General features: G+C 71.8%; 18 protein-coding genes. 5 read left to right on the top strand and 13 right to left on the bottom strand.

The window, feature by feature from the left end:
• The first annotated feature begins 479 nt into the window (after positions 1–479).
• From AC5L34_RS05215 to AC5L34_RS05200, 4 genes are all read left to right on the top strand, one after another.
• Positions 480–5807, top strand: coding sequence for a type I polyketide synthase (locus tag AC5L34_RS05215; protein WP_494823928.1), 5328 nt, complete (start codon positions 480–482; stop codon positions 5805–5807).
• A 370-nt stretch (positions 5808–6177) separates the two neighbouring features.
• Positions 6178–6642, top strand: coding sequence for an SgcJ/EcaC family oxidoreductase (locus AC5L34_RS05210; RefSeq protein WP_357716983.1), 465 nt, complete (start codon positions 6178–6180; stop codon positions 6640–6642).
• A 25-nt stretch (positions 6643–6667) separates the two neighbouring features.
• The gene (locus AC5L34_RS05205) at positions 6668–7123 is read left to right on the top strand and encodes an SgcJ/EcaC family oxidoreductase (RefSeq protein WP_357716980.1); all 456 of its coding nucleotides are present in this window, start codon (positions 6668–6670) and stop codon (positions 7121–7123) included.
• A 100-nt stretch (positions 7124–7223) separates the two neighbouring features.
• A complete protein-coding gene (locus tag AC5L34_RS05200; RefSeq protein WP_494823926.1) occupies positions 7224–7703 on the top strand; it encodes an SgcJ/EcaC family oxidoreductase in 480 nt (159 codons plus the stop codon).
• Between the two features lie 215 nt (positions 7704–7918).
• On the opposite strand, the gene AC5L34_RS05195 is transcribed toward AC5L34_RS05200, so the two are convergent.
• The gene (locus tag AC5L34_RS05195; RefSeq protein WP_441173684.1) at positions 7919–8290 is read right to left on the bottom strand and encodes a YciI family protein; all 372 of its coding nucleotides are present in this window, start codon (positions 8288–8290) and stop codon (positions 7919–7921) included.
• Between the two features lie 115 nt (positions 8291–8405).
• Between AC5L34_RS05195 and AC5L34_RS05190 the strand changes: the two genes are divergently transcribed.
• Positions 8406–9926 (top strand): DHA2 family efflux MFS transporter permease subunit, encoded by a 1521-nt coding sequence (locus tag AC5L34_RS05190; protein ID WP_494823925.1) that lies wholly within the window; start codon positions 8406–8408, stop codon positions 9924–9926.
• A 144-nt stretch (positions 9927–10070) separates the two neighbouring features.
• Here AC5L34_RS05190 and AC5L34_RS05185 read toward each other — a convergent pair whose 3' ends face one another.
• The 12 genes from AC5L34_RS05185 to AC5L34_RS05130 form a co-directional block, all read right to left on the bottom strand.
• A complete protein-coding gene (locus tag AC5L34_RS05185; RefSeq protein WP_494823924.1) occupies positions 10071–11312 on the bottom strand; it encodes an acyltransferase family protein in 1242 nt (413 codons plus the stop codon).
• Positions 11313–11910: 598 nt separating this feature from the next.
• Positions 11911–13134: an RNA polymerase sigma factor gene (locus AC5L34_RS05180; RefSeq protein ID WP_441173681.1), complete on the bottom strand. Its 1224-nt coding sequence runs from the start codon at positions 13132–13134 to the stop codon at positions 11911–11913.
• Complete coding sequence (locus tag AC5L34_RS05175) at positions 13131–13502, bottom strand: YciI family protein (RefSeq protein ID WP_441173680.1); 372 nt, start codon at positions 13500–13502, stop codon at positions 13131–13133. Before AC5L34_RS05175 ends, AC5L34_RS05180 begins: the two co-directional genes overlap by 4 nt.
• Positions 13503–13584: 82 nt before the next feature.
• Positions 13585–14889 carry a lipopolysaccharide biosynthesis protein RfbH gene (gene rfbH / locus AC5L34_RS05170; protein ID WP_494823922.1) on the bottom strand — a complete coding sequence of 435 codons (1305 nt, stop codon included), beginning with the start codon at positions 14887–14889 and terminating at the stop codon, positions 13585–13587.
• A gap of 154 nt (positions 14890–15043) precedes the next feature.
• A complete protein-coding gene (locus AC5L34_RS05165) occupies positions 15044–16240 on the bottom strand; it encodes a nucleotide disphospho-sugar-binding domain-containing protein (protein ID WP_441173679.1) in 1197 nt (398 codons plus the stop codon).
• A gap of 163 nt (positions 16241–16403) precedes the next feature.
• Entirely contained in the window at positions 16404–17978 is a 1575-nt protein-coding gene (locus AC5L34_RS05160; protein ID WP_441173678.1) for an ABC transporter substrate-binding protein, read from the bottom strand.
• Between the two features lie 54 nt (positions 17979–18032).
• Complete coding sequence (locus AC5L34_RS05155) at positions 18033–19043, bottom strand: ABC transporter ATP-binding protein (protein WP_441173677.1); 1011 nt, start codon at positions 19041–19043, stop codon at positions 18033–18035.
• The gene (locus AC5L34_RS05150; RefSeq protein ID WP_441173676.1) at positions 19040–20953 is read right to left on the bottom strand and encodes a dipeptide/oligopeptide/nickel ABC transporter permease/ATP-binding protein; all 1914 of its coding nucleotides are present in this window, start codon (positions 20951–20953) and stop codon (positions 19040–19042) included. Before AC5L34_RS05150 ends, AC5L34_RS05155 begins: the two co-directional genes overlap by 4 nt.
• Positions 20950–21897, bottom strand: coding sequence for an ABC transporter permease (locus tag AC5L34_RS05145; protein WP_197697772.1), 948 nt, complete (start codon positions 21895–21897; stop codon positions 20950–20952). Before AC5L34_RS05145 ends, AC5L34_RS05150 begins: the two co-directional genes overlap by 4 nt.
• A 386-nt stretch (positions 21898–22283) precedes the next feature.
• Complete coding sequence (locus AC5L34_RS05140; RefSeq protein ID WP_494823920.1) at positions 22284–23186, bottom strand: alpha/beta fold hydrolase; 903 nt, start codon at positions 23184–23186, stop codon at positions 22284–22286.
• 337 nt (positions 23187–23523) lie between these two features.
• Complete coding sequence (gene tpx / locus AC5L34_RS05135; protein WP_231925821.1) at positions 23524–24021, bottom strand: thiol peroxidase; 498 nt, start codon at positions 24019–24021, stop codon at positions 23524–23526.
• Positions 24022–24095: 74 nt separating this feature from the next.
• The gene (locus AC5L34_RS05130) at positions 24096–26141 is read right to left on the bottom strand and encodes an acyltransferase family protein (protein ID WP_494824192.1); all 2046 of its coding nucleotides are present in this window, start codon (positions 26139–26141) and stop codon (positions 24096–24098) included.
• Positions 26142–26155: the final 14 nt, after the last annotated feature.

The following is a 26155-nucleotide window of genomic DNA, read 5'->3' as shown; positions in this document are numbered from 1 at the left end:
TGCGCCGGTCTCCGTGAGGAAACGGTACGGACCGATGCGCCCGGAGCCTTCTCCTGAAATGCTCGGCCCGGTGACCGCAATCTCCGACAAGAATCGAATGGGGGCGCGGACTCCCGTTCGGTCGGGCGGTGGTGGTGCGCATTCTCGCGCCGAAGTGGGCCGCCCGGCACATCGCACACAGGAAGATGCTGGGCCGATCCGCCCGCACACATGATGTGTCGCAGTCAATGTCGGTGTCCGCCCCTGTCGATGCGATCCGTGGGCTGGGGGAATCTGCTTCGACGGTGACCAGCTCGCGGCCGGTGCGAGCGCGGGCGGTGCCGCCGGGCCCGGTGGCCCGCCCGCCGGACGGCGGCCACCGCACCGACGCTTTCCGTGGCCCTGACAACGGCGGAACCGATGACAATTCCGAACGGTGGTAATCACTGGATTCGATCCTGCAAGCGGATCCGGTCGGTGACTGGGAGAGGAGCCTGGACGTGAGCCAGGATCGGGAGATTTCTGACGCAGTGGCTATCGTCGGCATGAGTTGCCGATTCGCCCCTGACCTTGACTCCCCGGAGAAGTTCTGGGAGTTTCTGGCCGGCGGCCACAGCGCCGTTAGCGAGATGCCGGACAAGCGCTGGGAGCCGTACGCCTCAACCAGCCCGCAGGCGACGGCGATCATGCGCCGGACGACCCGCCTGGGCTCGTTCCTCAAGGACATCGAGGGTTTCGACGCCGACTTCTTCGGAATCTCTCCCCGCGAGGCGGACTTCCTCGACCCGCAGCAGCGCATCGTCTTGGAGCTGTCCTGGGAGGCGCTCGCGGACGCCGGCATCCCGCCGATGTCGCTGCGCGGGAGCGACGCCGGCGTCTTCGTCGCCGCGAACTCGAACGACTACGGCCGGCGCCTGTTGGAGGACATCCCGCGCACCGGGGCGTACGCGGTCAACGGCACCACCTACTACGGCATCGCGAACCGGGTCTCGTACTTCCTGGACCTGCGCGGGCCGAGCCTGGCCGTCGACACCGCCTGCGCCGGTTCGCTGACCGCCCTGCACATGGCCTGCCAGAGCCTGCGCGAGGGCGAGACGCCGGTGGCGATCGTCGGTGGCATCAACATCATGGCCACCCCCGCGCTGTTCGTCGCGCTCGACGCGGCCGGCGCGACGGCGCCGGACGGGCGGAGCAAGGCCTTCGACAAGGATGCCGACGGCTACGGCCGCGGCGAGGGCGCCGGCGTGGTGGTGCTGAAGCGCCTGGTGGACGCCCTGAGCGACGGTGACCGGGTGCTGGCCGTCATCCGTGGCAGCGGCGTCTTCCAGGACGGCCGCTCCGACGGCATGATGGCCCCGAACGGCACGGCCCAGGAGCACATGCTGCGGCGGACCTACGCGCGGGCCGGCATCGCGCCGGAGACGGTCGACTACGTGGAGGCGCACGGCACCGGCACGCCGGTCGGCGACCGGGAGGAGGCACAGGCCCTCGCCGCCGTCTTCGGTGCCGACCGGCCGGCCGACGACCCGTGCCTGATCGGTTCGGTGAAGCCGAACATCGGCCACGTGGAGGCCGGCTCCGGGATCGCCGGAGTGATCAAGACGGTGCTGGCGCTGCGGCACGAGGAGATCCCGCCGAGCCTGCACCGGGAGCCGAACCCGGACTTCGACTGGGTCGGCTCCGGGCTGCGCCTGGTCGGCGCGCCGAAGCCCTGGCCCACCGGCGGTGAGCCGCGCCGGGCGGGGGTCTCCAGCTACGGCGTCGGTGGTTCGATCTCCCACATCATCGTCGAGGAGGCGCCGGCGGTCACCGCCGAGCCGACGGACGCGTCCGAGGGGGCCGGGCTCCAGCGCGAGCTGGCGGTGTTCCCGGTGTCCGCGATGTCGGAGGCCGGGCTCGCCGGGATGGCCGCCCGGACGGCCGACTGGCTGGAGGCCAACCCGACGGTGGCGCTGGCCTCGGTCGGGCACACCCTCTCCCAGCGTCGCTCGCACCTGGCGCAGCGCGCCGCCGTGGTGGCCGGCTCCACCCGTGAGCTGGCCGAGCGGCTCCGCGCGCTGGCCGACGGGCAGCGCTCGCCCGGCGTGGTCACGGCACGCGTCGCCGCCGGCGAGTCGTCCCCCGTGGTCTGGGTCTTCTCCGGGCACGGGTCGCAGTGGCCCGGCATGGGCCAGCAGTTGCTGCGCGACGAGCCGGTGTTCGCCGAGACCATCGACGCCCTGGCCGACGTGTTCCGGGACGAGATCGGCTGGACCCCCCGGGAGGCCCTCGCGTCGGGAGGCCCGTGGAGCAGCTACGAGGTGCAGGCGCTGACCTTCGCCACACAGGTGGGTCTCGCCGAGGTGTGGCGGCGGCACGGGGTCAGCCCGGGCGCGGTCATCGGCCACTCGGTGGGCGAGATCGCGGCCGCCGTCGCGGCCGGCAGCCTGGACATGATCGAGGCCGCGCGGTTCGCCTGCCGGCGGGCCACGGCCCTGCGGCGGCTCCAGGGACAGGGCGGCATGGCGCTCGTCGGCCTCTCCTTCGCCGACGCGCAGGCGCGCCTCGCCGGGCGTACGGAGGTCGTCGCCGCGATCTCCGCCAGCCCCGAGTCGACCGTCGTCTCCGGTGACCGGGAGGTCGTCGAGCGGCTGGCCGAGGAGTGGCGCGGCGAGGGCCTGGGGGTCTGGCGGGTCGACACCGACATCGCCTTCCACAGCCCGCACGTCGACGCGATCGTGGCGGAGGTCGCCGACGCCGCCCGCGAGCTGACCGTCCGGCCCGCCCGGGTCGATCTCTACAGCACCGCCATGACGGACCCGCGGTCGACCGCCGCGCGGGACAGCGACTACTGGGCGGCCAACCTGCGCCAGCCGGTACGGTTCGCCGAGGCGGTGGAGGCCGCGCTCGCCGACGGCCACCGGCTCTTCCTGGAGATCTCGTCGCACCCGGTGGTGACCCACTCGATCCGGGAGAGCCTGGAGCGGGCCGGGGTGGAGGAGGCCACCGTCATCCACTCCCTGCGCCGGGAGACGAACGAGACCGAGACGCTGCTGGGCAGCCTCGCCGAGCTGCACTGCCACGGGGCGGCGGTCGACTGGTCGCGGGAGCACCCGGCCGGTGAGCTGGTCGACCTGCCCGCGATGGCCTGGCAGCACCGGCCCTACTGGATCTTCCCGGAGGCGCACGCCGACGCCGGCCCGGGTGGCGGCCACGACCCGGACAAGCACAGCCTGCTCGGTGGTCGGATGACGGTCAGCGGGGCGCCGCCGCGCCAGGTGTGGCAGACCCACCTCGACATGGACAGCCGGCCGTACCCGCTGGACCACGAGGTGGTGGACGTCGAGATCACCCCGGCGGCCGTCATCATCAACAGCTTCGCCCTGGCGGCGGAGCAGGACGGCCGGCTGCCGGGCCTGGCCGACATCGTGCTGCGTACGCCGTTGGCGGTGGCGCCGCCGCGGATCGTCCAGATCGTCCTGTCGGAGAACACCGCCCGGCTGGCGACCCGGATCGCGGGTCAGGGCGACAGCGCGAGCGAGGACGAGGAGTACGAGTGGATCACGCACTCCACCGCAACCATCGACTGGAGCACGGACCTGGTCGAGGGACGGGTGGACGGCGGCGCGGTCAAGGCCCGCTGCCCGGAGGAGTGGTCGTGGCAGCGGGTCGACGACATGTTCCGGCGGATGGGCGTCGGCGGGTACGCCTTCCCGTGGGACGTGCACGAGCTGCGCCGCAACGGCACCGAGCAGCTGGCGGAGATCACCATCGTGCCGCCGCCGGCGGAGCGGGCCACCAGCTGGGCGCACGTGATCGACGGCGCGCTGACCATCAGCGCCGTGCTGGTGACCCCCGAGTACGCCCGGCACCAGTGGATGTCCTCGCACATCGACTCGGTCGTCTTCCGGGGGGACCCGCCGGCGAAGATCACCGTGCACTCGGTGCGGTCGCCCCGCTCGCCGGAGGACACCGTGGACGTGTCCGTCGCCGACGAGACCGGCCGGGTCGTCTGCCAGGTACGCGGGCTGCGCTTCTCGGCGATCTCGGACGAGGACAGCTCGGTCGCGGCGCCCCGGGAGCTGGTGCACGAGATGGTGTGGCGCCCGATGGAGCTGACCGACGACAGCATCGCGCAGGAGCTGACCCGGCTGGCCGTGGTCGGCACCGGCGCCGGCGCCGACGGGCTGGCCGCGCGCCTGATCGGCGCGGGGCTGGACACCCGCCAGGTCGCCACGCCGGACGACCTCGCCTTCCTGCCCGTCTCCGAGCTGGACGCGGTGCTGGTGGTGCCGGCGGCGGGCCAGCCCGACGAGGCACCCGAGGAGGCGGCCGAGCGCTGCGGCTGGACGCTGATCCGCTCCGCGCAGGCCCTGATCGAGGCGAAGGCGGCCAGCGGGGACCCGAGCGCTCCGCTGCCCAGGCTGTGGCCCGTCACCCAGGGGGTCCGGGACGCCGCCGCGGAGAGCGCGCTGGCGCACGGCCCGATGTGGGGTATCGCCCGCATCATCGCGGGTGAGCAGCCGGACATGTGGGGCGGAGTCCTGGACGTCGACGCCGTCGACGGGGACACCGTCGAGAAGATCATGCTGGTCCTCCGGCAGCTCGGCGGGAGCGAGGACGTCATCTCGGTCCGGGCCGACGGGGTGTCGGTGGCCCGGCTGAGTCAGATCGAGCGCCCCTCCGACGGGGCGGCCCTCCAGTGCCGGCCGACCGACACGTACCTGATCACCGGCGGCCTCGGGGTGCTCGGCCTGATGGTCGCCCGCTGGCTGGCCGACCGGGGCGCCCGCCGGATCCTGCTGGCCGGCCGGCGGGGTCTGCCGCCGCGCGCGGAGTGGGGACGGGAGCAGAACAACCAGACCCGCCGGCAGATCGAGGGCGTGCTGGAACTCGAGGCGCTCGGCGTCACCGTCCGCGCCCTGGCGCTGGACATCACCGACGCCGACGAGGTCGCGGCGGCCCTCGACCCCGCCTCGCACGGGATGCCGCCGGTCCGGGGCATCGTGCACGCCGCGGGCGTGGTGCGCGACGCCATGGTCGACAAGGTCGACCGGGAGGGGCTCCGGGACGTGCTCGGCCCCAAGGTGCACGGCGCGATGGTGCTGCACCGGCTCTTCCCCCCGGGGTCGCTGGACTTCTTCGTGATGTTCTCCTCCTGCGGGCAGTTCACCCGGCTGACCGGCCAGACGACCTACGCGGCGGCGAACTCGTTCCTCGACGCGCTGGCCGCCCACCGGCACGCCAGCGGGCACCACGAGACGACCAGTCTCGGCTGGACGTCGTGGCGCGGGGTGGGGATGTCCCAGTCCATCTCCACCACGATGATGGAGGCCAACTCGCGGGGCCTGGACGCGGTCTCGGTGACCGAGGCGTTCCGGGCCTGGGCGTTCGCGGACCGGTTCGACACCCCGTACCAGGCCATCCTGCGGGTGCTGCCGACGCCGCCCAACGCGCCCCGGATGCCGATGCTGCGGGAGCTGACCGCGACCAGGTCGGAGACCGGCGACGTCGAGGCGCAGGGACCGGTCGTCGACTGGAGCCTGCCGGAGGAGGAGCTGCGGGCGCAGGTGACGGCGGACGTACGCGAGCAGGCCGCCGCCGAACTCAACCTGGCCCCCGCCGACCTCGAACTGCGGCGCCCGCTGGTCGAACTGGGGGTGGACTCGGTGATGACGGTCGCGCTGCGGGTGCGGCTCCAGCGCCGCTACGGGCTGGACCTGCCGCCGAACATCCTGTGGAACAAGCCGACCATCACCGCGCTCGCCGAGCACATCATCGACGCGCTCCGGCCGGCCGCCGACGCGGAGCCCGTCCCGGCGGGCGCGGCCGGGGCCCCGGCCGCCTAGGGCCCCGGTCGGGGTCGGTGCCGGGCCCGCACCGACCTGACGGGCTCCGCGCGCCGGAGTCCGACAGGTAGCGAGGTCTCCGGTGGAGGGTTGCGTTCGACCCTCCACCGGAGACCTTCGCGTACGCCACGAGCAGGCACGACGCCGAAGTGGACCGGTGCCGGAGCCGTCGCTGCGGCGGTCGATTCAATGGCTGCCGTGCGCGTCGGCATTGGCCGAAGAATGGTTCCTCCCTCCCGCCCTACGGTTCGCACGGAGAAAGATGTCCGTCCCCACCACAAGCGTGAGGATGGTGGTGGAGAAACGGATTACGCCGGCCGACCGGCGCTGTCCGGTCTCGCATCTCGTTATAGGAGAAGGGGTCACCGAAATGTCCACGACCACCGCTCAGAAGAAATCCCTCGACGCCTATTACGGGCCCTTCACCAGTGATCTGGAGAAGGAGGTCCTCAGCGTGCCGCTGCGCCTGGTTGGGGCGTGGTCCCACAACGACGCCGACGGGGTGGCCGACGTCTTCACCGAGGACGGGATCCTCATCCTTCCCGGTGACGTCTACAAGAAGGGCCGGGACGAGATCCGCTCGTTCATGGCCGCCGCGTACGCCGGCCCGTTCAAGGGCACCGGGGTGACCGGCAACCCCGTCGACCTGCGCATCGTCTCCGACGACGTGGCCCTCATCCGTACCCACGGCGGGATCCTCGCGGCCGGGCAGGCCGAGATCGCGCCCGAGCTGGCCGTGCGGTCCACCTGGGTCACGGTGAAGAAGGACGGTCAGTGGCAGCTCGCCGGCTACCAGAACAGCCCGCGCGGCGAGGGCGCCACCCTGCGCTGGTGACCGATCCGAGGAGAAGGAGAGCAGGATGAGCAACGACGCCGCAGCGCTCGTGGCCGGGGCCAAGGAGTGGGCGACGCTGTACGGGGACTACTCCAACGGTGAGGAGGGTGCCGTCCTCACCGCGCCGCTGAGGTTCCGCGCCGCCTGGGCGGCCAACGACTCCGGGGCGCTGGCCGACATGTTCGTCGAGAACGGCAGTTTCCTCGCCGGCGACCGGCAGCTGATGAACCGCGAGGAGATCCGCTCGTACATGGCGGAGGCATTCGCCGGCGGACTCAAGGGGTCGAGGTTGGTCACCGACGTCCGGGAGATCCGGATGCTGACCGATTCCGTCGCCATCGCCATCACCGACGGCGGCATCATTCCGGACGGTCAGGAATCGCTCGGCGACGCGGACCGGATCCGCATCATGTGGGTGGCCGTCAAGCAGAACGGCGACTGGCGGCTCGCCTCGTACCAGAGCAGCCCGGTGACGGGCTGACCGGTACGCGGACCGCACCGGGTCATTTCCGGAATCGATCTTTCGATGGTGGCATCGACCGCCGTCACCACCGGGACAGTCACGACAGGAGAGAGGGTCCATGACCACGAAGGCACGGTGGGGCGACGCCTCGACGCTGCTCGCCAAGGCCGGTGTCCAGGAGGACACCTCCTACTACGGTCAGTTCACCGCCCCGGACGAGAAGGCGGCGCTGACGGCGTGCATGCGCGTCCAGGCGGCCTGGGCGGCGAACGACGCGGACGCGTTCGCCGAGGTGTTCACCGACAACGGCAGCCTGCTGATGCAGGACAACCAGCTGGTCAGCCGTGAGGAGATCCGGGAGTACATGGCCCAGGGCTTCGCGGGCGGCCTCAAGGGCGCGCGGGTGAAGGGCTGGCCCATCGAGGTCACGTTCCTCTCCGAGGACGTCGCCATGGTCGTCACCGAGGGCGGCATCATCATGGCGGGGGACACGGACATCGCGTCGGAGAACCTCATCAGGGCCACCTGGGTGATCGTCCGGCAGCCGGACGGCCAGGTGAGGCTGGTGTTGCACCAGAGCAGCCCGGTCAAGGGCTGATCCGTCGCCGGTCGGTGCCCGCGCGCCGACCGGCTCAGTCCACCCGTTGCGGGGCCGTGGTGACGGCTGCACGAAGTCGTCACCACGGCCCCGTCGTGTCCACCCCGCCCGCGAGGCGGCTCCGCCCGACGTGCCGTACGCCCGGGGGTGGTCGCCGCGGACGGACAGGGACCCGCGGCACGTGGTGCCGCGGGTCCCTGCGGTGCGGACGGACGTCACATGTCCGGGCCGCCGGCGCTGAGGACCGGGCGCACCTCGACCATGCCGAAGTTGGCCTCCGGGATCCGGGCGGCGTGCTCGACGGCCTTCTCGATGCTGTCGCACTCGATCAGGTAGAAGCCGGCGACGTACTCCTTGACCTCGGGGAAGGGGCCGTCGGTGGTGCTCACCTGACCGTCCTTGACCAGGACCCGCTTGGCCTGGCTCTGGTCGGCCAGCGCGTCGGACACGATCAGCTCGCCCGACTCGGAGAGGTCCCCGACGAGGGACATGTGCGCCTTCATGCCCACCGCCTGCTCGGCCTCGGACATGTTCTGCCAGGCGTCCCGGGTCTGCTTGTTGTGGTTGATCAGGATCATGTACTTCATTGCTTGCCTCCCGTGGGGCTGGACGAACCTTCCACCCCCATGTCGAAACCGATCCCGCAGCTTCGACATGCAGACGGATGCACTTGAAAGTGCGCCGACGTCGAGGGAGGTCTACATGAGCACCGGTACAACACCGCGCCGGGACGACGCGCCGAGTGCGCCCGAGGAGGGCACGGATCCGCGCCGGTGGCGCGCGCTCGCCCTGCTCGGGTTCGTCCAGTTCATGTTCGTGATCGACATGACCGTGGTGAACGTGGCTCTGCCCCGGATCCAGGACGATCTCGGGATGTCGCGGGCCGGCCTGGCCTGGGTCGTCAACGGCTACGTGCTCATGGCCGGTGGTCTGCTGCTCTTCGGCGGCCGGCTGGCCGACCTGTTCGGCCGTCGGCGCATCTTCATGACCGGTGTGGTGATCTTCGCCGTCGCCTCGGTCACGTCCGGCGCCGCGATGAACTCCGAGATGCTGATCTTCAGCCGCTTCCTCCAGGGCGTCGGTGAGGCGATCGCGGCCCCCGCCGCGCTGGGCATGGTCTTCCTGCTCTTCTCCGAGCCGGCCGACCGGGTCAAGGCGGTCGGCATCTGGGGTGGTCTCTCGGGCATCGCCGGGACCCTGGGGCCGGTGGTCGGTGGCCTCATCGCCAACGACACGAGCTGGCGCTGGATCTTCTACATCAACGTGCCGGTCACCATCTTCGCGCTGATCATGGTGCCCCGGCTGGTCTCGGAGACCAGGATGGAGCGCCGTGGCCAGCGGCTGGACTTCACCGGCATGCTGACCGCGACCGGTGGTCTGGTGGCCATCGTCTACGGCCTGTTGCAGGCCGCCGAGCGGTCGTGGGGCGCCTGGCAGGTGCTCGTGCCGCTGCTCGGTGGTGTCGCGCTGCTCGGGCTCATGGTCCTGATCGAGGCGCGCGCCTCGGCGCCGCTGATCCCGCTGCGGTTCTTCGCCAACCGCACCCGCGCCGTGGGTTACCTGGTCGGTCTCGCACTGTCCTGCGCGTTCTTCGGGTTCACCTTCCTGGTGACCCTCTTCGAGCAGCAGGTGCTCGGCTACTCGCCGCTCAAGGGCGGGCTGTCCTTCATCCCGGTCGGCCTCGGCATCGCCTTCGGCGTCGGCCTGTCCACCGGGATGATCCCGAAGCTCGGCGTGAAGCCGGTGATCATCATCGGTCTCGTCGGCGCCTCCGCCGGCCTCATCTACACCAGCATGATCGATGTCGACGCGACCTACACCGCCAGCATCATGCCGGGCATGATCGTGCTGGGCCTCTTCTTCGGTCTGGCCATGCCGGGCACCGCCAACACCGCCCTGTGGAAGGTCACCACCCAGGACACGGGCCTGGCGTCGGCGATGCAGAACGTCATGCAGCAGGTGGGTGGGGCCCTGGGCCTCTCGGTCCTGGTCGCGCTGGCCCTGCGGTTCGGCAACAGCCAGCTGGGCGAGGGCGCGGCGCCCGCGGTGGCCGCCACCGAGGGCTACGCCCTGTCGCTGCGGATCGCCGCCGGTGTGCTCCTGGTCTGCGCCGTGGTCGTCCTCCTGGCCCTGGAGCGGATCACCGTGTCTCCGGAGCTGACCGGGGCGCCCCGGAAGAGCGAACCCGAGCAGGTCGCCAGCGACCCGACGCCGAGTCACTGAGCACCACGGCTTCCGGGTCCACCGGTCGCGGCCTCCGGGTCTCCCGGCGCCGCGTCCGGACCCGCCGGCCGGGGCCGCCCGGCCCGCGACGCGAAATGCCCCGCCGCGAATGCGGCGGGGCATTTCGCTCGGTGGGTACCGGCTTCAGTGAGCGGCCACCGGTGGCGTCGTCTCCGGCGCCTTCTCAGCCGCCTCGCCCTTGCGCCGACGCCCGTTGAGCAGGCGCCCGATGAAGGTGTAACGCACCAGGTAGCGGTAGCTGACCAGGGTCAGCGGGTAGGTGACCAGCAGGATCAGCGGGTACTTGACGAACCACGGCAGGCCCACCTGGGCGACGGCCGTCTGCAACGCCATGACCACCGGCAGGTGGATGATGTAGATCCAGTACGAGGCGTCCGAGACGTAGCGGATGGCCGGGTTGGGCTTGGACAGGTACCGCATCGCCAGCCCCATCAGCGCCATCGTCCAGGCCCAGATCGCGAGCACGTAGACGACCGCGTAGACGATCTTCTTGGTCCCCATCGGCTCGGCCTCGTCGGGCGGGATGGTGCCCGCCATCGCGAGCGCGACGCCCGTGAGCACCACGGCGATCGCGAGGTTGCGCAGCCCGCGCCGCTCCCAGAAGCGGAGCAGGTCGATCTGCCGGTGCAGCAGCCAGCCGAAGCCGAAGGCCGTGCCGTAGGCGACCACCGCCACCGGGTTCGGGACGACGCCGTTCTCCGCCGGCGGTACGCCGTACCAGATCTCCCAGTCGTCCTTGAGCAGGAACGCCACGAGCAGCGGCGCCCCGATCACCACCGGGGTCAGGTCGGTCTTCACGATGGTCCGGATCACCGGGTCGACGACCCGCGACCGCAGGTTGCCGGCCTTGTCCAGCGACACCACGATCCCGCGCACGACGAGCGCCGCCACGTAGAGCATGAGCAGCCAGTAGAGGAACCACAGGTGGGTCAACGGGAAGGTGCTCGGGGTCATGGGCGTGGGACCGGGCACCTCCTCGCCGGCCTGGTTGGCGGCCCAGATGATCACCATGACGGTCGAGACCATCATCAGCGGCCAGAAGACGACGAAGGGCACGAGGATCCGTACGGCCCGGTTGCGGATGAAGCCGCCGGTGCCCCGGCGGTGCAGCAACATTCGCGCGAAGAAGCCGGCGATCAGGAAGAACAGCGTCATCCGGAAGACGTGCACCACGAAATAGACGCCGTTCATGGCTGGGCTGGTGGACACGTCGCCCACCACCCAGGTCCGCGGTTCGAGAAAGGAAAGTGTCGTGTGGAGGACGACTCCGAGCAGTAGGGCTCCCGCCCGTACCGCGTCGAGCGCGTGGAGCCGTTCGGAGTTGCCGGTGGCGGTGCTGGGGACATTTGCTGTGGGGATGGCCATGTTCTGCTCTCCACTATCCAATCTTGCCGGGACGGCCTCCGTTTACGTGACGTCGTACCGGTTGCCGATCGGTCCCGACAGGGCAGTCCGGTCGGTGCCGCGTACGGCCGTGAGTAGCGGGGTGGCCGACGCTAGCCGAATGCTTCCGGGGAGATTACGCGGTCGCGTCCGCGAAGATAATCCTCGATACCGTTGAGTGTCTTCCGACCGTCAGGACGATTACCGACGCCATCCGGATAAGAGCTGGGCACGGGCCAGGGATGGCGCTGCGGAACGAGCTGGGAAATGCCCTCTGCCCGCCGAATGAAGACGCGTCGAATGGCGGCCCGGCTTATTGCCGAAGCCGGATTCCGCCCGTTGTCGAGAATAGGCTCCAGTCGAGAGCACGCCCCCGTCGTCGGATGTCGTCAACGAGCAGACCCGGCTCTTCGACGCCGGGGCGGCGGCGCCCCGGTCGCATGCGACACCGACCTGCCGCGTCCATCCTGGACTGATCGAGGGGGTGCGGACATCTCCGCAATTGCGGAGTTGACATCCGCGAGCCGGTGGCGGGGGACCGGTCGGGTCGACCGGGAGGGTGGCTGCGGGCGGGCGGGGGTCAGCCGCTGGTCGCGTTCCGGGCCCGCGAGTAGAGGTAGCGCTGCTCGGGCAGGCTGAGGGTCTCCCGGGCGGCCAGCTCGTAGTGGGTGCGAGCGGCCTGCCGGTCACCGGTGAGGTCGAGCAGGTGGGCGCGGACCGCGTGCACGCGGTGGTGGCCGGCCAGGGCCGGGTCGGTCTCCGCCGCCGTGAGCTGACGCAGCGCGGCGTGCGGACCCTCCACCATGGCGACGGCGACGATCCGGTTGAGGGCGACCATCGGACCGGGCGCGATGCGCTGCCACAGGTCGTACAGGCCGAGGATCTGCCGCCAGTCGGTGTCCCCGGCCCGGGGCGCCTCGTCGTGCACGGCGGCGATGGCGGCCTGGATCTGGTACGGACCGACCGGGGCGTTGGCCAGCGTCCTCGTGATCAGGGCGATCCCCTCGGCGATGGCCCGGCCGTCCCACAGCGAGCGGTCCTGCTCGGCGAGCGGGATCAGGGCGCCGTCCGGGCCGGTGCGTGCCGGGCGACGGGCGTCGGTGAGCAGCATCAGCGCCAGCAGCCCCGCCACCTCGCCGTCGTCGGGGAGCCGGGCGTGCAACTGCCGGGTCAGGCGGATGGCCTCCGCGGTGAGTTCCATCCGGTTGAGGGCGGCCCCGGAGGAGGCGGTGTAGCCCTCGTTGAAGATGAGGTAGAGCACCTCCATCACCGCGGCCACCCGCTTGGGACGCTCCGCCGGTGAGGGCATCCGGAACTCGGCCCCGCTGGCCCGGATCCGCTGCTTGGCGCGGCTGATCCGCTGGGCGACGGTGGACTCGGGCACCAGGAACGCCCGGGCGATCTCGGCGGTGCTCAGCCCGCCCACGGCGCGCAGGGTGAGGGCCACCTGCGAGACCTGGGTGAGCGACGGATGGCAGCACAGCATCAGCAGGGCGAGCGTGTCGTCGGCCTCGGGAACCGGGCCGGAGCCCGGGGACGCCAGCGCGGCGGCGGTCCGCTCGCGGCGCCGCCGGGCCGCGTCGCTGCGCCAGAGCTCGGTCCAGCGGCGGGAGGCGACGGTGGTCAGCCAACCGATGGGGTTGGCCGGCACACCGTCCGCCGGCCACTGCACCGCCGCCGCCAGCAGCGCCTCCTGTACGGCGTCCTCGCAGGTGTCGAAGCCACCGTGACGGCGGACGAGCGCGGAGAGGACCTGTGGCGCGTGTTCGCGCAGCAGGTCCTCGACATCCGTGGCGGTGCTCACCGTCCCGTGGCCCCGGTGCCGAGCACCGGGCGAACCTCGACCTGGCCGAAGGCGGCCTCCGGAATCCGGGCGGCGTGCGCGACAGCGCTGTCGATGCCGTCGCACTCGATCAGATAGAACCCGGCGAGATACTCCTTGACCTCGGGAAACGGGCCGTCGGTGGTGGTCACTCTGCCGTTCTTCACGAGGACCCGCTTGCCGCGGCTCTGGTCGGCCAGCGCCTCCGACACGATCAGCTCGCCGGTCTCGGCCAGCTCGTCGCCCAGTGCGGCGTGAGCCTTGAGACCCAACTCGCGCTCGGCCTCGGACATGTTCTGCCAGGCGTTCCGTGTCTGCTGATTATGGGTGATCAGGAGTAGATACTTCACGGTACCTCCATGGGTCTCGCCCATTATCCCACCACTGTGTCGAAACCGACGGGAACGCCTCGACATCAGCCCGGCGTGGACGTCATGCGCGACCGGTGGCGAATTCGGTGACCGTGGCCGCGACGTAGTCGATCATCTCTTCGGTCAACGCGGGATAGACGCCCACCCAGAGGGTCTGCTCGGTGATGATGTCGCTGTTGGTCAGGTCACCCACCACCCGGTACGGCTGATTCAGATATCCCGGCTGCCGGGTCAGATTACCGGCGAACAACTGTCGGGTGCCGATCTTGCGATCCTCGAGGAAGGCCACCAGTTGCGAGCGGGTGAAGGGCGCGTCCGGGGCAACCGTGATCACAAAGCCGAACCAGCTCGGATCGCTGCGCGGCGTGGCCTCCGGCAGCAGCAGGTGCGGTACGCCGTCCAACTGCTCCCGCAGCCGACGCCAGTTGCGGCGCCGCAGCGCGGTGAAGTCGTCCAGCTTCGCCAACTGGGTGAGGCCGAGCGCGGCCTGAAGGTCGGTGGCCTTCAGGTTGTAGCCGACGTGCGAGTAGATGTACTTGTGGTCGTACCCGGCCGGCAGGTTGCCGAGCTGGTGCTTGAAGCGCTTCAGGCAGGTGTTCGAGTCCCCGGGCGCGCACCAGCAGTCCCGGCCCCAGTCGCGCAGCGACTCCACGACCCGGGCGAGCGCCAGGTTCGACGTCAGGACGCACCCGCCCTCACCCATCGTCAGGTGGTGCGCGGGATAGAAGCTGACCGTGGTGAGGTCACCGAAGGTGCCGGTGAGCCGGCCGTCGTAGGTGGAGCCCACCGCGTCGCAGTTGTCCTCGACGAAGAACAGCCCGTGTTCCCGGGCCAGCTCGGCGATCTCGGTCGCCTCGTACGGGTTGCCCAGCGTGTGCGCCAGGACGATCGCCCGGGTCTTCGGCCCGATCGCGGCGGCCACCCGCTCCGCCGTGGTGTTGTACGTGCCCAGCTCGACGTCCACGAAGACCGGCAGGAGGCCGTTCTGGATGATCGGGTTGACGGTGGTCGGGAAACCTGCGGCGACGGTGATCACCTCGTCGCCGGGGCGGAGCCGCCGCTCCCCGAGCACCTCGGAGGTCAGCGCGGTGACCGCGAGCAGGTTGGCGGACGAGCCGGAGTTGACCAGGTGCGCCTTGCGCCGGCCCAGCGTGCGGGCGAACCGTGACTCGAACGTGCGGGCGTAGCCTCCGGCCGCGATGCGCATGTCCAACGCCGCCTCGACCAGGGCCACCCGGTCGTCGGCGTCGAGCATGGCACCGGAGGGCCAGATCTCGGTGACGCCCGGCTCGAACGCCCGGTCGGGTTGCACGTCCTGGTGGTACTTGCGTACCTCGTCCAGCAGCAGGGCCTTGCGGTCGCTCATGGTGTGTTTCCTCTCCTGGTCACGACAAAAGGTGCGACGGACGCGGTGGTTCTCGGACCGGCGCTGGGGCCGGAGGTGGTGGGGAACGGCAGCGACCGCGCCGACGTTCACGAACCCGCCGTCGGTCGGCCGGGCCCGGCGGCCGTGATCGGCCTCAGCGGCGACCGGTGAAGGTGGCGGTGCCGACGGCCGGTTCCGCCGGCCGCCCGGGTCCGGCCGCGGCTCCGCCCGCCACCATCCGTTCGAGTACGCCGACGACCTCGGCGGGGGTCGGCTGAGCGGCGATCTCCCGGGCCACCGTCGCGGCGGCCGCGCGGAACCGGGGGTCCGCGAGGACACGACCGGCGTGGTCCGCCACCCCCTCCGGGGTGGCCTGCTCCAGCCGCAGCGACAGGCCGACCCCGGCGTCGACCACCGCCTGGGCGTTCTCGAGCGCGTCGTCGAACCGGGGCAGGACGACCTGCGGGCACCCGGCGGCCAGGCCGGTCAGCGCCGACCCCTGGCCGCCGTGGTGGATCAGGAGCCGGCAGCCCGGCAGCACCTCGGCCAGCGGCACCCGCCCGGCGTGCAACACCGTCTCCGGCAGCGTGCCCAACTCCTCGGCCACCGCGTCGTCGACCGCGATCACCAGCTCACAGCCGAGCCCGCCCAGGCTGTCCACCAGCCGGCGCAGGAACCCGGCCGCGCCGTCGGTGGAGAGCTGCGGGATCACCGTCCCGAGGGTGAGGCAGACCCGTGGCCGGGTGCCGGGCGCGGACGCCCAGGCCGGCACCACGGCGGCCCCGTTGTAGGACACGTGCCGGAGGCTGAGGTCGGCACGGGCGTGCGGCAACCGGAGGCTCGGCGGCCACGGGCTCAGCCTCAGCCCGGGTGTCGGGAGCCCGGGCAGGCCGAGTGCCCGCAGCTGGTCGCGGAGGACGTCCTCGCCCGCCGCCCGGTACTCCGTCAGCTCCGCCACCCCCCACCGGAGCTCTGCGTGGGGTGTGCCGGCTGCGGCTGCGGCGACCGGACCGGCGAGTTCGGAGCGTTCGTTGACCACCAGGTCGGGGCGCCAGGACTGGACCAGGGCGTGGGTGTCGGCCAGGTTCCGCGACGCCATCGCCCCGAACACCTCGCCGTGGGCGTACGGGGCGTTGTCGATGCCGTGCGCCGCGGCCGGGGCGGCCAACTCGCTCAGCGCCATCCCCGGCCCGACGGGCGCCGCAGGCAGGCCGGCCTGCACGACGCTCGGTACGAAGTGCTCCGTGGTGGCGACCAGCACCTCGTGCCCCGCCGCCCGGCAGGCCCAGGCCAACGGCACGAGCGGAAAGAGGTGACCGTGCATCGGTGCGGTGGTGAACAGCACGCGCATCTGAGCTCCACGGTCGAGGAAGGTGGGGCCGGTGCCGTTCCGCCCGGCGGCGGTTCCTACCGGCTGGTGATGTTGCGGCTTGATCGTGACAGAGGAGCGGATGCGCGACATCTCCCCGATTGCCCTATCTGGCAGAGATGTCGCACATCCGCTCGTCAGCGACTCAGGATGCCGGCCGGAGCGTCACCACGCTCGGCAGACCGTTGTCCGCGGTGGTCTGCACCCCGGCCGTACGCGGACCCATCACACCGATCCCGTCCATCCGCACCACCGGAGCGAACCAGGCCAGCTCGGTCGTCCGGGCGACCGCCTGCTTGAACAGCGCGGACTGCTTCCCCTGGTCGGGCTCGGCGATGGCCTGGTCGAGCAGCCGGGCCAGCTCGGCGTCGGCGGTCGCGAACGGGTTGAACGGGTTGGGCACCGGACGCATGAAGTCCAGCGACGACAGGTAGGTGGGCAGGTTGCCGTAGCCGAAGCCGACCACCGGGAACTTGCGTGACAGCACGTTCTCCAGCCACTGCTGCACCTGGGTGTCCGTGGTCAGCTCCACGTTTACGCCGATCTTCTTCCACTGCCCGATCACCGCCTGGGTGACCACGCCGATGCCGGGGGTGTGCGCCTCGACCTTCAGCGTGAACCCGTTCGGGTAGCCGGCCTCGGTCAGCAGTTGCTTCGCCTTCGCCGGGTCGTACGGGTAGCGGTCGTCCAGCGCCGGTTGGTAGCCGTCGAAGCCGGGCGCCGCCGTCTGGCTGGTCGGGTGCGCGAAGTCACCGAAGACCGTCTTGGTGATGGTGGCCCGGTCGATGGCGTGGTTGAGCGCCTGGCGGACGCGGACGTCCTTCAGCGCCGGCGCCACGGTGCCGTTCCGGTCGGCGAGGACCACGCCGACGAGGGCGACGCTGGCGGTCACGTGCCGCAGACCGGCGGCCTTGACCGCCGGGCCGGCGTCGGCGTTCAGCGCGGCGTAGTCCACCTGACCCGACTGGATCGCCTGCACGGTGGAGTTCGAGTCGGGGATGATCCGCACCACCACCTTCTTCCAGTGCTGGTCCGCCTTGTTCCAGTAGCGGGGGTTCGCCACGTACGTGTAGTGGTCGTTCGGCACGGTCTCGGCCGCGTCGAGCACGTACGGCCCGGCGCCGAAGGTCCGCTGGGCCAACTGGTCGGGGTCGGCCAGCCCGGCCGGCGAGATGATCGAGCCGGACAGCACCGCCTGGCTGAAGATCTGGCGCATGGAGGGGTTGGGCGCCTTGTTGGTCACCACCACGGTGCTGGCGTCCGGGGCGGTGATGCTGGTGATCGTGCCCGCCCAGGTCTTCGCCTTCGGGCTGACCTTGCGCATGTACTCCAGGGAGGCCACCACCGCCTTGGCGTCCAACGGCGTGCCGTCGGCGAAGGTCAGCCCGGGGCGGAGCTTCATCTGGAAGGTCTTGTTCTGCTGGTCGACGTACCCGAACGACTCGGCGAGCTCACCGGTGAAGGTGCGGTCGGCGTTCATCCGGATCAGGGGCGCGTAGGCCAACGCGACGGTCGGGATGTTGTTGAGGTCGATGTTGGCCTTGTACGGGTCGAGGTTGGGTGGCGCCGAGATCGCCAGGGTCAGCGTCTGGGTGTCGGCGTTCGACGCGCCGTCGGTGGCGGCGCCGGAGCATCCGGTCAGCGCCGCGGCGGCCAAGAGCGAGGCGGCGGCCAGGAGACGTACCCGGCGCGTGCCCGCTCGTAGGACATGACGAGACATGGTCGTCCTTTCCCGGCGTACCGCCGGTGTCGGAGGGGGTTCGGCGAGTGGTGGTCAGTGGGCCATGGATGCGACCTTGGGCCGGGCGAGGTCCGCGATCTCCCGTTGCCGCAGGCAGGCGACCTGGGAACCACTCCAGGCCTGGGTGAGCGGGGGGCGCCGGCGGGTGCACTCGTCGACGACGTACGGGCAGCGCGCGGCGAACCGGCAACCCGGCCCGCCGGCCGGTGCCGACCGCTCGACGGGCTGGTCCGGCTGGACGGGCGAGTCGGCTCCCGTCCGCGCCCGTGCCGGGTCGGGCACGGGCGCCGCCGCGATCAGGGCCCGGGTGTACGGGTGCGCGGGTCGGGAGTAGACGGTCTCGGCGGGGCCCGACTCCATCACCTGGCCCCGGTAGAGCACCACGACGCGGTGCGACAGGTGGCGGACCACGGCCAGGTCGTGCGCGATGAACAGGTAGCTCAGCCCGAGTTCGGCCTGGAGGTCGGCGAGGAGGTTGATGACCTGTGCCTGCACCGACACGTCCAGGGCGCTGACCGGCTCGTCGCAGATCACCAGCCGGGGTATGCCGACCAGCGCCCGGGCCAGCACGATGCGCTGCCGCTGCCCGCCGGAGAAGTGCGCGGGGTAGCGCTGGGCCGTGTCGGTAGGCAGGCCCACCCGGCGCAGCGCGGCCTCGATTAGCTCCCGGCGTCGGCGCGGCTCCACGTCGCGCCGGGCCAGGAGCGGCTCGACCAGGCTGTCGCCCACCGTCCGGGCCGGGTTCAGCGAGCTGTACGGGTCCTGGAACATCATCTGCAACGCCGCGCTGAGCTGCCGCCGCCGGCGGCGGGTGGCCCGGGTGATGTCCTCGCCGTCGAAGGTGACGGAGCCGGCGGTGGCGGCGGCCAGCCCCACGACGGCCCGGCCGATGGTCGACTTGCCGGAGCCGGACTCGCCGACCAGGCCGACGGTCTCGCCCTCCGCGACGGAGAGGCTCACCCCGTCGACCGCGCGGAAGGCGGTCCTTCCCCGGCCGTACTCCACGGTCAGGTCCCGGACGTCGAGCAGAGGGTGTCGCGTCACACTGCAACCTCTCGCTGGAGATCGTCGTCGGCACGCAGGCAGCGCGCGACGTGTCCCGGTTCGGGTCGGCTCAGTCCGACCGGCTCGCGGCGGCACCGCTCCTCCACGAGGCGGCACCGGTCGGCGAACCGGCAGCCGGTCGGCCAGTCGGACGGCGCCGGCACCGTTCCCGCGATGGTCGGCAGCCGCCCGTCGGGTGCGGCCCGGTGCGGATCCGCGGCCAGCAGACCCATCGTGTACGGGTGGCGCGGGCGGCTGAACATCCGCGACACCGGGCACACCTCGACCACCTGCCCGGCGTACATGACCACCGCCCGGTCGCACAGTTCGGCCACCACACCCAGGTCGTGCGTGACCAGCAGCACGGCCATCCGGCGCTCCCGGCTCAGCCTGCGCAGCAGGGCCAGGATCTCCGCCTGGACCGTGACGTCCAACGCCGTCGTCGGCTCGTCGGCGATCAGCAGCCTCGGGGAGCCGGCCAGTGCGAACGCGATGGCCACCCGCTGCGCCAGCCCGCCGGACAACTGGTGCGGATAGAGCCGGGCGACCCGTGCGGGGTCGGGCACCCCCACGTCGCGTAGCAGGTCCAGGACGCGGTCGGCGGCCTCCGCCCGGCGGACCCCGGTGTGCCGCCGGACCGCCTCGGCGAGTTGCGCACCGGCCCGGACGGCCGGGTCGAGGCTGACCATGGAGTCCTGCGCGACGTATCCGATCCCGCGTCCGCGCACCTCCCGCCACTCGCTCTCCGAGGCCCGCGCCAGGTCGTGGCCCGAGAAGAGGAACGCGCCGCCGGTGACCCGCCCACCGCCGGGCACCAGGCCGAGGATGCTGAGCGCGGTCACCGTCTTGCCGCAGCCGGACTCGCCGACCAGGCCGACGATCTCGCCGTCGGCGACGTCGAACGACACGTCGCCGACAACCGGGGCCGCGGGCGCGCCGGGCGGTCCGGAGCGCACCGGGATCTCCACCGACAGGTGCTGCACCGACAGCAGGACGCCCTCGGGCACCAGGGTGGCCGCGCCGTTCGGCGCCGGTTCCGATCCGCGCCGCGGCGTGGACCGGACCAGCTTCGACGAGGACCAGGACTGCGTGGCGGTGTCCCGTACGGCGTCACCGAGCAGGGTGAAGGCCAGGACGGTGATGGCGACGGCGAGGCCGGGCGGGACCAGGGCCCAGGGGTGCTGCACGATCACGTCGCGCGCCTCGTCGACCATGCCGCCCCAACTCGGCTGCGGCGGCTGCGGCCCGAAGCCCAGGAAGGCCAGCCCCGCCTGGATGACCAGGGAGACCGCCGCGATCAGGGAGGCCTGGACGATGACGAGGCCACGCAGCCGGGGGAGCACGTGCCGGCGCAGGATCTGCCCGGAGGACAGCCCGGAAACCCGGGCCGCCGCGATGAACAGCTCCTCCCGCGTGGACCGGGTCGCCGTGCGTACCACCCGGATCAGGCCGGCGGCCAGCAGCACACCGAAGGTGACCATCGCGATGGTGACGTTCTCCGGGAACACCGCCACCACCACCAGCAGGATGATGATCGCGGGGACGGCGAAGAGCAGGTCGGAGACCCGCAGGATCGCCGCGTCGACCACCCCGCCCAGGTAGCCGGCGGGCAGACCCAGCAGCACACCGAGCACCGTGCTGGTCAGCACCGCGACGAGGACGCCCCACAGCGTCGTCCCGGCCCCGTGCACGAGGCGGCTGAGCAGGTCCTGACCGAGGCGGTCGGTGCCGAGGGGGTGCTCCGCCGAGGGCCCCTGCAACGCGGCGATCAGGTCCTGTTCCAGCGGGTCCCGGTCGGTGACCAGGTCGGGGAAGAGGGCGCACACCGCCACGACGACCAGCCACAGCAGGGCGGCCACGGCCAGCGGCCGGCGCAGCAGCCGCAGCGCGAAGCCCTCCGGCCCGCTCACCGGTGCCGCACCCGGGGGTCGAGCCAGGCTTGGCAGAGGTCCACCAGCAGGCCGATGACGATCACGATGAGGGTGAAGTAGACCACCGCGCCCTGCAACACCGGGATGTCGTGCTGGGCGGCGGCCAGGGCGGCGCCGGAGCCCAGCCCGGGCAGGCCGAAGATGTTCTCGATCAGCACGGTCGTGCCGAGCAGGCTGGCGGAGATGACCCCGAGCAGGGACACCACCGGCACCGCGGCGGTCCGCAGGGCGTGCCGGTAGACGATCGACCGGCGGGACAACCCGTTGGCCTGCATGACCCGGACGAAGTCGCGGTCGAGGGTGTCCAGCATGGAGTCGCGGGTCTGTTTGGCCACCGCCGTGACGGCGGCCAGCGAGGTGGCCGCCACCGGTAGCACCAGGGACCCCAGCCAGTCGCCCGGGGACTGGGTGACCGGGACGTACCCGGTCACCGGGAAGAGCGGCCACCGTACGGCGAACCAGGAGACCAGCATCAGGGCCAGCCAGAATCCCGGTACCGCGAGGCCGACCACGGAGAGCACGTCGACCATCCGGCCGAGCGGGCCGCCGCGGACCCCGCTGAACACGCCGAGGCCCACGCCCAGCAGCATGGCGGTGAGGGTGGCGAGGACGATCAGGGAGAGCGTCGGCGCCAGCCGCGCGTTGAGCATGGGCCCCACCTCGGCCCCGGTGATCACGGAGACGCCGAGGTCGCCCTGGACGGACCGGCCCAGCCAGCTCACGTACTGGTGCAGCAGCGGCCGGTCGAGCCCCATCTGCTGGTGCAGCGCGTCGACCTGCTGCTGCGGGGCGAGCGGGCCGAGCACCGAGCGGGCCGGGTCGCCGGGCACGAGCGACACCAGCAGGAAGCAGAAGAAGGAGACGACGAACAACATCGGCAGGGCCCACGCGAGGCGCAGGGCGACGAGACGGAGCACGGCCACCACCGAGCCTCTACATGTACGTTCCGGGACGGGTCGGGACCGACGACGTCCGCGCCGTTACTCCGACGGCGCGGCCCTGCGGGTTCGGGAAGCAGGTGCTCTGCGCGTCGGGTCGGGCGTCGGTGATGGCGTCACGCTCCCAGGTCGGTCGGCCTCGGGTCTGCGGTGGATCACCGCCGCGAAGCCGTGTCGACTCTCCCAGAACGGGGGCGTGCTGTCTTACGCGCGATTGCTCAACGGTGGAAACCTGGCCGGTAGAAATCTCATGCGGGTACATCCGTCCTGAAGGGACTGTCCCATCGGGTGGCAGGGGTCCCCGGTCCGGCCCCGCCGGGGTGGTACCTCCGGCGGTCGGACATCGACGAGTACGGAAGTGCCAGGGCCGATCAGCCCGCGGTGTGCGCCAGGATGGCGGGCACCACCGTCTCCCAGGTGGCGGCCGGGGGCATCTGGTGCCCAACCCCGGCCAGCGGCAGCAACCGGGCGTCGGGGATCTCGTCGGCCAGGGCCTCGCCGTGCCCGAGCGGGAACAGCGGATCCTCGGTGCCGTGGATCACCAGGGCGGGCACGGCGATCCGGGACAGCGAGGAGCGGTAGTCCGACCCGCCGTCGATCATCCAGTGGTTGGCGAGGCTGGCGGCGATGTCGCCACTGCGGTCGAACATCCGCCCGGCGATGCGGCGCAGCCGCGTCTCCTCGATGGCGAGCGCTCCGGCCAGCGGGCGCTGACCGGCGACGACGTGGTCGATCACCGCCGCCCGGTCGGTCCAGTCGGGCGTCGGCCGCTCCTCGGCGAAGCTGGCGAGCAGCGCCGGCGAGATCGGCGGCAGGTCGGGGTGGGGACGCTTGTTGACCCGGAGCGCCGGACTGGTGGAGAGCAGGGTCAGCGAGGACACCAGGTGGGCGTGCTCGATGGCGAGACGCTGCGCGACGGCGCCGCCCATGGAGACGCCGCAGACGTGCGCCGGCCCCACCCCGAGCTGCTCGATCAGCCCCGCCGCGTCCGTGACGAGATCGTCGAACCGGTACGGCGGTTCGCCCGACGGGAAGCCGGTGGACCGGCCGGTGTCCCGGTGGTCGTAGCGGATCACGAACCGGTCGCCGGCCGCCAGCCGCCGGCAGAGGTCGTCCTCCCACCAGTCCATCGAGCACGCCGTACCGCTGATCAACAGGACCGGCGACGCGCCCGGGTCGCCGAAGGTCTCGACGCAGAGCTCGACGTCGTTGGCCGGGATGAACAGTTCCTCAGCCGCGCGTACCCGCTGGGACGTCGCCCGTGGCGTTGTCATGTCGTCTCCTCTTGCCCTGGATCGCTGGGGAGTAACCGCTGTGCGACGTCCGTCCCGATGATGTCGAAGCCGAGCCGCCGGTCACGACATCCGGCCGGAGATCGTCGGGACCAGCCAGGCCGCGGATGCGGAGGAGCACCTGCCCCCGGCGTCCCCGCCGGGCCGGTCCGCATGCCCAGGATTATCGGGTACGGGCGGGCCGACCCGTCGACGATTCGCCGCACACACGGACGGTGCCCCCCGATTCGGAAGGCCGGACGTGGATCCGGTCACCGAATCGGAGGGCACCTCGTGTCGTACGGGCTGTCGCCGACGACGCGGTGGATGGCGCGTCGGGTCAGCCGCCGGCCCGCGCCGCCGCCGCGAGGGCGTCGTCGTAGCGGGGATGCTGGCCGATCTCCGGCACGTACTCGACGTACGCCAGCCGGTCCCCGGCATCGACCACGAAGACGGCGCGGGCGAGCAGCCGGAGTTCGGCCACCGCCACCCCGTAGGCCGTGCCGAACGAGAGGTCACGGTGGTCGGAGAGCGTCTCGACGCCGCTGAGGCCGGCGGCGCCGCACCAGCGCTTCTGCGCGAAGGGCAGATCCGCCGAGACGGTCAGCACGCTGACCCCGTCCAGCCGGGCGGCCTCCTCGTTGAACCGGCGGGTCTGCTGGTCGCACACGTCGGTGTCGAGCGACGGCACCACCGAGAAGATCCGCGTCGTCCCGGCCGACGAGGCGAGGGTGACCGGGGTGAAGTCGTTGGCGAGCACGGTGAAGTCCGGTGCGGTGTCGCCGACGTGCAGTTCCGGGCCGAGCAGGGTGATCGGTCGGCCGCGAAAGGTGGTCACGCCGCTACGGTGCACGGCTACGGTCATGCGGGTCTCCTGTCCGGGTCGGGGACGGCCAGCCGGTCGGCTGGCGGTCAGCTGGAGGCGTCCTGCGCCTCGGGGGTCCGCGCGCGGGCGCGATCCACCACCGCCGCGATCCGGTCCCGCAGCTCGTCGAGGTCGGCGGTGGTGACCTCGCCGTCCTGCCAGCGGGCCAGCGGGTCGGTGCGGAACGTGTCGTGCAGCCGCCGGAGGTCGTCCCGCACCCCGGCGAGGGTGGCGGCGAGCGATTCGTCGCCGTGGTCCGCGACGAGACGCCCCGCCGGGACCAGGTCGGCGTCGAGCTGCTCCAGCCGGGGCACGACGGTCGTCCGGACCGCCTGGGCCGCGGCGACCAGCACGGCGGTCCGGTGGAACAGCTCGTTCATCTGCTCGACCGCCGCCGCGACCGTCAACCGGACCCGGCCGTCCTCGGTGATGTGACGCTGGGCCAGCGGCGGCGGCGTTCCCTCGACCAGGATCGACGCCTGACTCAGCAGGGCGCTGATCCGGTCCAGGTCGGCGGCGGTCGGCCCACGGTCGACGGCCAGCGGGCGGGCCACCTCGTCGACGACCGCCGAGTAGGCGTTGAAGATCTCCCACAGCCGGGCCAGATCGGCCCGCGCCCGGTCCCTGCTCTGCCGGCTTCCACCGGTCAGTTCCGTCCCGACGAGCGGCTGCCGCTCGAAGCCGCGCTCGAGGTCGACGAGGTTGGCCTGGATGGCGTCCCGGTCGGCCACCACCGTGGCCACGGTGGTGGCGGCCTCGTCCCCGCTGAGCACCACGGCGGCGGGCGTCGCGACCAGCGGAGCACGGGGCAGCGCGCGCGGGCGTGCCGTCCCCCGCCCGAGGAGCCGGTCGACCCGCGCGGCCAGCGGCTGTTCGAGCAGGTAGTAGCTGAGCGAGGCGAGGAGCACCGCGCCGCCGAGGGTGACCAGTTCCAGTTCCCAGAACCCGGCCTGGCCGTACAGCTCCCGGATGGGGCGCACCTCGCCGCGCAGGATGTTGCCGGGTTGCAGGTAGAAGTGCATCACGGCGAAGTGCCACAGGTACACGCCGTAGGAGACCCGCCCGAGGTGGACGATCGGCCGGGCGGTCAGCACCGCGTGGACCGGCCGGTAGGGCGCCGCGCCCGGCGAGATCAGCGGCAGCGACGCCAGCAGCCCGAAGAGCGCGACCATCACGTACGTCATGAACAGGCCGCTGGTCGAGTAGATCGCGTCCATGCCGATCACGCTGAACGGGCGGGCGCAGTTGACCAGGTAGACCAGCAGCGCGCCGAACCAGAACAGGTGGGGACGGGCCGCCGCCGCGCGGAGCAGCCGGGGGGTGTCGGCGGGCGACACCTTGGACAACGCCAGCAGGACGGCCAGCGCGATGCCGATACCGATGGTGGGCGCGAAGCCCTGCGGCCACCAGAACACCATCCGGTTGTCCCAGCCGTTGCCCTTGACCAGGAACAGCCAGCCGACCCCGACGCCGATGAGCACCGGCACCGGGAGCAGCAGCCGCCGGGCCCGGCTCACCGGCGTGGCGCCCTTGGCCGCGAACCGGTGGGTGGCCGCGGCGATCAGCGGCAGCGCCAGGTACCACTGGACCATGCTGGGCACGGTCCAGCTGACCTCCATCCCGTTGATGAAGTTCGGTGCGAACGGGGTGGGCGAGTAGATCTGGAGCAGCAGGATCGGCCGCAGGACGTACCAGAGTCCGTCGACCGCGTCCCGGTTGAGCAGGACCAGCACCACCAGGTACATGGCGTAGTACGCGGGCAGCAGCCGCATCAGCCGGCGTACGACGTTGCGGCCCTGCGGGGGACGCTCGGTGCCGGCGATGATCGCCTTGGCCAGGGGCAGGTACAGGAACAGCGCGGGCAGGACGAAGAACACCCCGATGAACGAGGGCAGCCCGCTGACGAAGAACGCGCCGAGCCAGTTGCTCGGCGGGCGTGGCGTACCGAACGCCTTGGTGCCCAGCAGCCCCGAGAACATGGCCACGTGGACGGTCAACAGGGCCAGCGCGGCCAGGCCCCGGATGCCGAAGATCGCCGGCGACCGGTCGCCGCCGGTGCCCGCACCCCCGCTGCGGCGTACGTCCCTCGTCATGACGCTCACGTCAT

This window comes from Micromonospora sp. ZG13 (genome assembly GCF_059359355.1).
This window is presented reverse-complemented; position numbering and strand designations above follow the sequence as displayed.